8 protein-coding genes, 1 other RNA gene and 1 pseudogene are annotated in these 8,560 nt (G+C 36.1%); 9 read left to right on the top strand and 1 reads right to left on the bottom strand.

What is annotated here, in order from left to right:
• The first annotated feature begins 393 nt into the window (after positions 1-393).
• The 9 genes from NBH16_RS22820 (at position 394) to ssrA (ending at position 8,353) form a co-directional block, all read left to right on the top strand.
• Positions 394-555: a hypothetical protein gene (locus NBH16_RS22820; RefSeq protein ID WP_250789107.1), complete on the top strand. Its 162-nt coding sequence runs from the start codon at positions 394-396 to the stop codon at positions 553-555.
• 38 nt (positions 556-593) lie between these two features.
• Positions 594-2,249: a M48 family metalloprotease gene (locus NBH16_RS22825; RefSeq protein WP_250789108.1), complete on the top strand. Its 1,656-nt coding sequence runs from the start codon at positions 594-596 to the stop codon at positions 2,247-2,249.
• Positions 2,246-3,154 (top strand): hypothetical protein, encoded by a 909-nt coding sequence (locus tag NBH16_RS22830; protein WP_250789109.1) that lies wholly within the window; start codon positions 2,246-2,248, stop codon positions 3,152-3,154. Before NBH16_RS22825 ends, NBH16_RS22830 begins: the two co-directional genes overlap by 4 nt.
• A gap of 151 nt (positions 3,155-3,305) precedes the next feature.
• The gene (locus tag NBH16_RS22835) at positions 3,306-3,608 is read left to right on the top strand and encodes a hypothetical protein (RefSeq protein ID WP_122140490.1); all 303 of its coding nucleotides are present in this window, start codon (positions 3,306-3,308) and stop codon (positions 3,606-3,608) included.
• Between the two features lie 18 nt (positions 3,609-3,626).
• A complete protein-coding gene (locus NBH16_RS22840) occupies positions 3,627-3,773 on the top strand; it encodes a hypothetical protein (protein ID WP_250789110.1) in 147 nt (48 codons plus the stop codon).
• A gap of 198 nt (positions 3,774-3,971) precedes the next feature.
• The gene (locus tag NBH16_RS23510) at positions 3,972-4,535 is read left to right on the top strand and encodes a hypothetical protein (protein WP_011967088.1); all 564 of its coding nucleotides are present in this window, start codon (positions 3,972-3,974) and stop codon (positions 4,533-4,535) included.
• 253 nt (positions 4,536-4,788) lie between these two features.
• Positions 4,789-6,873, top strand: a complete 2,085-nt coding sequence (locus NBH16_RS22845; protein WP_250789111.1) for an ADP-ribosylglycohydrolase family protein — start codon at positions 4,789-4,791, stop codon at positions 6,871-6,873.
• 194 nt (positions 6,874-7,067) lie between these two features.
• Positions 7,068-7,658 (top strand): hypothetical protein, encoded by a 591-nt coding sequence (locus NBH16_RS22850; RefSeq protein ID WP_005859346.1) that lies wholly within the window; start codon positions 7,068-7,070, stop codon positions 7,656-7,658.
• A 295-nt stretch (positions 7,659-7,953) separates the two neighbouring features.
• Positions 7,954-8,353: a transfer-messenger RNA gene (ssrA, locus tag NBH16_RS22855) on the top strand.
• Positions 8,354-8,442: 89 nt separating this feature from the next.
• Here the strand turns inward: ssrA and NBH16_RS22860 are convergent.
• A pseudogene (locus tag NBH16_RS22860) lies at positions 8,443-8,560 on the bottom strand (ISAon1 family transposase); the annotation flags it as partial.

Genomic DNA, 8,560 nt, shown 5'->3' on the forward strand with positions numbered 1-8,560 from the left:
GTCTTTTAATGCTAAAATTAAGGCGTTTAGAGCTGCTTTAAGAGGAGTAACGGATATAAAATTCTTTCTTTTCAGACTTACAAAGCTGTATGCTTAATCCCCCAGGTTTATCGGGTGAGCCAAAGCATTGGTGATATGAAAAGCATAATATTAATACTAAAAGATAGCAGAATACTTTTCATGGTGAAGGATATTATTATTTCTTTTATATTTTTATGTTATTGTTAAGTATAGCTTATGTTCTGGATAAGGGAGATTATTTAAAAAGAATGGTAATTCATTTAGGCATGTCATTGTTTGTATTTACACTTATATTTGGTATATGGAGTTAGGTAAATAAAAAATGCTTGTATGTTTTTTTTATATTAATGATATGGTGATAAAAAATAATATATGAAAAAGATATTTGTAATTTTAGCTTTAATTGTCGGGGTTATAATTCTCTTTCCTCTTATTTGTATAGTTGGTACTGCAATTGAACTACTTGGAGGTATACTCTTTATAATCATAATTGCATATGGTATTTTTGAGTTTATTAGTGATAATCATGATTAATATGTATTAAAATATCTCTAAATATGTGTATGTTTAATATGAAGATAAAAGTAATTATTCTATTTGTTCTTGTGAATATTAATGTGTATAGTCAAGAAGATACATTAACAAAATATTATCTATGTATCAATGGGTATACTAATTATAATTCTTCAATTAATGCTACTTCATATGTGAAGAAAATGTTAAATGGGATCGGTATTCAAGATGCCAATTTTGTTTTAATTCCTTGTAGGTGTACGGATAATGTAGTGGCTGTTGTTTATAAAGGTTTAAGGTATATATTATATGATGATCTTTTTATCCGAGATTTGTCAGATTTAACAGATAAGAAATACTACTTTAATTTGTTTGTGTTTGCACATGAAATAGGGCACCATTTGAATGGGCATACTTTATTACCAAAAGAAAGTATAGAAATTTCACAAAAACATGAGTTGGAAGCAGATGAATTCGCAGGTTTTATGGTGGCAAAGGCTGGAGGAAGAAGGGAGGATATAATACAAATTGTAAATGCAATACCACATCCTATAGATAATTATTCAACACATCCAATTTTAGAAAGAAGGCTTAAGTCTGCATTAAAAGGATTTGATAATTATAAGATTGACATGTCTTATCATGATAAAAATATTATACAAAAATATCAAAAGGAATATGAGGATAAAATAAAGCAACATTATATTAAACAAATAACGGAGCAATATGATAATTTTCAATATGCAAAGAATATATCAAAAGCTAAAATAGAAATAATAGACTACAAACTGAATGGAGATAAACAACATGTTTTTAATGCAATAAAATATTATAAATTAGCAACAGCTATCAAAGAGGATTTGGTTACAATTTTCGACTTGGCTAATTTATATCAAGAAATTGGTAATTATGAAAATGCTCAATTATATTTTAATCAAGCTTATATTTTAACTAAAGATCCAACTTATTTGCTTCTTTATTTGGACTTGAATCAACAAAGAGGAATAACTAGAATTGATAATCAGGAGTTTATTAATGTTATAGAAAATATCAGTTATAATCAGATTAGGAATTATAATGCAGCTCGTGCTTTATCTAGATACTATTTTGAACGTGATGCTAAATCTATAAATGCTGATGATACTGCATTAGCAATAGAAATAATGCGATATATTGAAAATGATAGTTTATATATATATCCTCAAGATACTGATATGAGCAAAATGAATTTAGCTGACATTTACTCGGATTTAACTATTTATTATAATGCGCTGAAAAATTATGATACATCTTATTCTTATATTCTCAAGGCTATGAATTTGTATGAGGAGGTTAAATCTGAAGGGCGGTTGGCTAAAGTAACAGGAGATAATTATCAAGTAGTTCTGATTAATAAAGCTTTGATTGAGGTTTATTTATCTAAATGGAATGAAGCTTTAGAAACAACAAACATACTTATTGAATTGGATAAACATACTTTGGATGTTTATTATTGTAGAGGACGTGCATATTCAGGTTTAGGAGACCATAAGAATGCCATAAAAGAATATTCTTTAGCCATAAAAATGAATCCTTCAGATATCTCCTTGTATTATTATAGAGGTCTTTCTCTTTGTAAACAAGCTGAGACTTTTAATAAGGGAATTATAGATTTGTATACTGCATGTTCTGGAGGATATGAAAAAGCATGTCAAATTTTAGATAATATAAAATGAAAACTGGAATTTTAATCGCTGCAATTTTATTTTTAACAGCAAACCGTATTAGTAGCCAAGTATATTTAGATCCTAATCCAATTCTTTGTGCTTATAACTTTTTTCAGAGTGAAAAATTGTACATAGAGAAAATTGAACTAACGAAGACTGCAACTATTGTACATTGTGAATGTGCAGTTTCTAGTGAATGGGCAAATGTCGGAAAAGATGCTTTTATTGCTAGTTATAATGGTGAATCGTATCATTTGTTAAAGACTGAAGGTTTACCTATTGAGCCTGAAAGGTATTATTTTAAAGAATCTGATCATACTTTCAAATTTAAAATGTATTTTGAAAGTATACCAGATACTCTTAGAGTATTTGATATTATTGAATCTAGAAAGGATGGTAATTGTTTTAATGTCTTGAATGTATCATTAGATTTAAGTAACGAAAGGGCTAATTATATTGCAAAATATCTGAGAGATAATATCCCTTATATGTTGTGGCAATTCTTTTTTGATTCTTTTAGAGAACATTCTATTGATGAACTTTTTTATCAGGAATTGTTAAAAGATGAAAAAGCCTTTGATATAGAAGATAAATATTTTGATCCAGATAGTGTTACTGGCGATTTTTATAAAAGGATTATTTGTTTTAAATACAATGGAAATAAAATCATGACTGTTTTTAATGCAAAAAAGCAATCATTTAATCTTTTGCATGTTTCTATCGATTTTGTTGATCAAAAGAAGGCTGATGATTTTATTCGAGAATTTTCCTGCTTGTTTCATATGAAAAAGGTATCGGATGAATTGTATTTTCTTTATGGAAAATTTTATCGATTTATCACAAAAATAAAAGACGATGTGATTAGTATAAATTATGGTGATATAATAGAATTATCTGATAATAAGTTGTTATAAGTTTACTTTGTGGTTGATGATGTGGTAAATATTCAATGTTTATCGGGTTGCTTTTAGTGTGTTTTTATTTAAAAAATCATAAAAGTTTGAATGATATCTCGGTAATAAAAGCGGGTGATGAAAAAGAATTAATAGCGGATATTGGTTTGATATGAAAACAAGTAAATGTTTTGATCATGCTTTTTGTAGCTGGGATTGTAAACCTCGGATCACGGGTTTAATACATGATCCGGTTGAGGAATCAGAAGCCTATTTATCCATAGAGAAGGAGTTGGAGGAAAAGCTACGATCTTACTTCTCTGATAAAAGATTTGATTCTGGTAGCTGGTTTCGTACCCCGGTCTCATGTTTCGAGTATTGGCAAGTGATGAAACGTTTTTTATGGGAGGACTATCGAATAGAGTGGAGATCCCCGGTTGAATTGAATCCTACTATATTCAAGGATGATCTTTAGGGGGTATTTGGGGTACGAATGGCTTTATATGGCGTGGATCGGGGCGGCACCAAAGGAGGAGGCTGCGAGTGGATGCGGAAGGCGGCGGCGGGGACACCAGCCCCGTTTTCTATTGTGGTGCTTGGCGATGAGGATATGAAACATAAGCCTATTCCTTGTGAATAAGGGGTGACAACTGATAAAGGGTATTATAGATCTGTCCTATATCGTGCCTTAGAGGGCAAAAGAAACGGTCTGAATACGAGATAACACTAATTAAAAGAAAGGAGTAAGGTCGTGAATATGGTAAAAACGAGGTTTTTGATCTTCTATTCGATAGTGTGTACTATGGTATTAAATAAGTTGTTCCTAATTTGAGGCGTTATGGTGTTTTTGGTGTTAGCTTGTATAAGTTTGATTATCTTTGAATTATCGTTTTTTATGATCCTTGCATTCAAGACAAGGCCGGAGCGATGGACATTTAAGTCTTTTTGTCTTTGGTTGGTTTCTTTGGTCTCGTGGTGTTGTTTTCCACCATTGTACGTGTGGATTGAGCGGAAGTGGCGGCAGGCTAGTCTAAGAAGGGTGCTATTTGTGCTGTTATCCCCAGTCTCTTTTCTTTTCTTGGTGGATGCCTGTACGTTCGATCCGCATCGCTTCATCCATAGCCTTAATAGCCTGATAATAGATCTCAATGCTATTAATAGAGACTGGACAGGGATTGATACGCTGTTATCTCTAATCTCTCTTATTTACTTAGTATATATCTGTTCATTGGTATGTAAGTGCGTCAATAAGCCTTTCTATAACCGAAGAGATCTTTCAAGCAAGGTAGGGATAGGGGCAGCATACAAGATTGTAAATTCTCATGGCCGAAATGGGGATACGGATGAGGTTGACATTAGGTTTGATTCGGGTTGTGAAACGGAGAGTTCCAACAAAGGATGAAGACGAATCCCCCGGCTCATTGGAGTATATCGGAAGATGGTGATTTCCCATTCGATGAGAATTAGATGATGGAATTTACTTCTTTATGGATATAGATCCTAGAGAGAATAAGGCATATATGTGATATGGAGGGACTTCGATAATTGGAGTCGGAATGATTTTCGCCATACAAGATCCTTGGTGGTAGGTCGAAAATGAAACAAGTTACCGATGATAAATCGAGTTTTTTTGCAATCTTTGTGTTAAAGAATTTATGTATAGAGAGAAGTTAGCCATGATGAAAAATACTTACAGAACTATCTATGGAGCGATTGCTGGTGATATTATAGGTTCGATGTATGAGTTTCGTTCTGTCAAGAGCAAAGACTTCGAGTTGTTTCCGTATGGTGCCTGTTTTACAGACGATACGGTGATGACATTAGCTATCGCACGATGGCTAATGGAGGATGTCACCCGCTCAGAATACACGCTTGTAGACACTATGTGTGAATTTGGCAACCGTTATCCGGCTGTTGGCTACGGTGGCCTTTTCTGTAATTGGTTATGTAATGATCCAACCCCCTATAACTCATGGGGGAATGGTTCCGCTATGCGTGTTAGTGCGGTAGGTCTTGTTGCTAAGACTTTGGATGAATGCTTGCGCTTAGCGAAACAAACAGCCGCAGTATCACACAATCATCCGGAAGCTATAAAGGGAGCGCAGGCTGTAGCTGCAAGTATATTCATTGCGCTACATTGGACTGGGGAAATAGACGAATTAAAAGTACACATAAGAGATTTTGTTACGAATCAGTTCGAATATAACATGAACCGTACATTGAATGAGATTCGGCCCCGATATGAATTTGATGTATCTTGCCAAGGTAGCGCGCCTGAGGCTATCATCGCATTTTTAGAAGCCGATAGTTATGAAGATGCGATAAGAAATGCCGTGTCACTCGGTGGTGACGCTGATACGCAAGGTGCTATAGCTGGCGCAATAGCGGCTTGTGTTTATCCAATTCCTGAATACATTATTAAAGAGTGCCAGAAACGTTTATCCGATGATCTGTTGAAGGTCGTCATCCGTTTTGAGGATTATCTTGACAATGAATGGCAAAATAAGATTAGTTTGCCCTGTTCGTGCTTGCAACCCAAGCGTGAAACGGTTGAGCCTGAGAAATATGTAGATATTATACGAGACAATATTGATTTGATACACAAATCAATTAAAATCGCAGTGGTGATGGTTGCATTTATATTGGTCAAAATATTATGGGTTTACTGGTCGTGTACTGATAATGGTACATGGGAGGATGAGAAGGGGGAACTCATTCAACGTCGGGATTTCCTGATCGATCGTGTAGTAACTTCACCACGTGCGTTGTTGTGTGAAATGCCAGAAGGAATTGGAACACAATTTCAAGGTGAGTGGGCGTTGTATTCTTGTTCAATGCTGGCGGCAGCCTTATTCAATATGTCGAAACTTTATCCCGAAACAAAAACAGAGAATCTAGAGAACATAGATAATCTTATTGAGATGGTACTTTCCTTTGAGTTGAGAAAATATGATGCTGAGCGTTGGGGCGAGGATCCTCTGGAAACATTGGATGGTGACAGGAGTCATATTTCATATATCAGTCATCTTGCGTGGATGATAAGCGAGTATAAGATGGCCGGAGGAAATGATAAATATAATAACTTGTTTGATGATCTTTGCGGAACTATGAATCGTCGGCTTCTTCGAAGTAAAAGTCTAAACTTACCAACATATCCAAGCGAATGTATATATGTCCCTGATATGCTTGTTGCGATTGTCGCACTGAATAATTACTCGAAATTAAACAAGGGAAAATATATTTCTACGGTACGTAAATGGGTACGAAAGGCTAAATCTGAATGGCTTGACAAAGAAACAGGCCTACTTGTCTCATTTTTGAGTGAGGATGGCATACCGTTTAAAGCCGCCCCGGTGAAAGGCTCGTACTCCGCATTAAACTGTCTATACCTCACGCAGATAGATTCAGTATTTGCAAGAGAGCAATATCATAGGCTCAAATCCCATTTTTTGCAATCAGGTTTATTGTCTGGTATACGGGAATATCATGATTATTCGTGTTGGTTGGGATTTGACATTGATGCAGGCCCGGTACTGTTCAACCTCAGTCCATCCGGAACAGCATTCGCTGTGGGGGCAGCAACATATTTCAATGACGTGAGAGTACGTAATAATTTCTTACGTACGGCGGAAATTGCAGGACATAGTGTGATGTGGAACAATACTCGACATTATTTACTAGCGGAAATAGCACTTGTTGGGGAATGTATCATGTTGGCAATGCGAACAACAACTCCATAGGAAAGAAATGGAACTTTATATGACCATGTGATTTAATTATAAGGGATAGCTGCCCTAAATAGAAATGTAAGTGTTATAGATCTATTTTATACAGAACCTTCGAGTGCAAAAGAATTGGATTGGATACGAGATTATGATAATTATAAAGAAGGAGTATGAATAAGGTAAAATAGTAGTTCTTAATTTGAGGCGTTATGATGTTTTTTTTATTAGTTAGTGTGATAGTTTGGGGTGGTGGGTTACTGGCTTTCATAATCCTTCTATTTTGGGCAAGGCCGGAGCGATGGACATTTAAGTCTTTTTGCCTTTGGTTGGCTACTTGGGTCTCATGGGGATGTTGTCCGCCTTTGTACGTGTGGATTGAGCGGAAATGGCGGCGGGCGAGTTGGAGAAGGTGTTCTTATGCGCTGTTATCCCCTATCTCTCTTATTAGCTTAATATATGTTTGCTCGTTTGTATCAGATATCGTCAATAAGCCGTATGGGAGCCGTATGGAGATCTCATACAAGGTAGGTGTAGGATTGCCAGCGTACGAGGTTATAGATCGCACCTATGGAAAAAAGTCGTTCACTTTGGACTATATTGATCGGATAGATATTAAGTTTGAACCGGGTCGTGAAACGGAGAGATTCTATTGGTGGATGAAGACGAATCCCCCGGCTCATTGGAGCATGTCGGAGGATGGTAGTTTTTACTTTAATGAGATTTCGGAAGATGGAACCTTCTTCACAATGCGTATAGATCCCCAGAAGGGTACGGCATGCATAGAATATGGAGCGTGGTAGATAACTGGGGTTCGATTGTTAGGGGGAGGCCTTGTACCTGTGGACGGCGGCGAGAGTCCTTTACCCCCCTTTGTTTTTCTTTTGGTGTTTGATTGTATAGGCTATAGTTACGTAATCGCTTAGCATTATATGTTGATTTATGTGTGTCTTTTGTATTATTGAGAATAATTCCTATCTTTGTACCAAAGAAAGCGATCATTTGAAGAATGAAGTTCTTTGATTTTGTTACCAGTTTGTTACCTATAACGGAAAATGTGTTCGCTTTCTTTTGATTTTTAATCAGTTATAAAACCATGGGGATGACCGGTTTTGACAGCGGGTAGAAGTGGTTTGTAAGCATGTAGTGCGTGGTTGGCTTGCACTTAAATCTCAGACAACGAACAATTAACTGGCGAAAATAATTACGCTCTCGCTGCTTAATCGAAGTATAGTAGATTCAAGCTTAATCCCTGCAAAAGTTGCGGGGACGTGACATCACCCGGATGCTGTGGCTCCGAAGCGTTCCGATCAGGTGGTGCAGCAATATCGGAGATAGTTTGAGATAAGCCTCGGGTCTCAGGCGAAACTTTAGAGGATAAGGGATGAGTGGGTGGCTTCGGTCTTGCTCTTCCCCGACAATGAAGGCGAAGATAAACATGTAGAAAGCAAATTAATTCCTCGTTTGGACGAGAGTTCGAATCTCTCCATCTCCACGGAATGAAAAAAGGTCTTACGGATTGTCCGTAAGGCCTTTTTTCATTCATTGTAAACCCCTTTATAAGGGCTCACCCGATAAACCTGGGGATTAAGCATACAGCTTTGTAAGTCTGAAAAGAAAGAATTTTATATCCGTTACTCCTCTTAAAGCAGCTCTAAACGCCTTAATTTTAGCATTAAAAGACTCTGCAAATGCATTAGTTGCC

Source organism: Parabacteroides sp. Y3-G-102 (assembly GCF_023656845.1).
Lineage (GTDB): Bacteria > Bacteroidota > Bacteroidia > Bacteroidales > Tannerellaceae > Parabacteroides > Parabacteroides distasonis.

What these genes read in the sequence shown, in the direction of transcription:
- NBH16_RS22830 (WP_250789109.1), top strand. Translation starts at nt 2,246, where the DNA reads ATGAAAACTGGAATTTTAATCGCTGCAATTTTATTTTTAACAGCAAAC.
- NBH16_RS22825 (WP_250789108.1), top strand. Translation starts at nt 594, where the DNA reads ATGAAGATAAAAGTAATTATTCTATTTGTTCTTGTGAATATTAATGTG.
- NBH16_RS23510 (WP_011967088.1), top strand. Translation starts at nt 3,972, where the DNA reads ATGGTGTTTTTGGTGTTAGCTTGTATAAGTTTGATTATCTTTGAATTA.
- NBH16_RS22820 (WP_250789107.1), top strand. Translation starts at nt 394, where the DNA reads ATGAAAAAGATATTTGTAATTTTAGCTTTAATTGTCGGGGTTATAATT.
- NBH16_RS22840 (WP_250789110.1), top strand. Translation starts at nt 3,627, where the DNA reads ATGGCTTTATATGGCGTGGATCGGGGCGGCACCAAAGGAGGAGGCTGC.
- NBH16_RS22835 (WP_122140490.1), top strand. Translation starts at nt 3,306, where the DNA reads ATGAAAACAAGTAAATGTTTTGATCATGCTTTTTGTAGCTGGGATTGT.
- NBH16_RS22850 (WP_005859346.1), top strand. Translation starts at nt 7,068, where the DNA reads ATGATGTTTTTTTTATTAGTTAGTGTGATAGTTTGGGGTGGTGGGTTA.
- NBH16_RS22845 (WP_250789111.1), top strand. Translation starts at nt 4,789, where the DNA reads ATGTATAGAGAGAAGTTAGCCATGATGAAAAATACTTACAGAACTATC.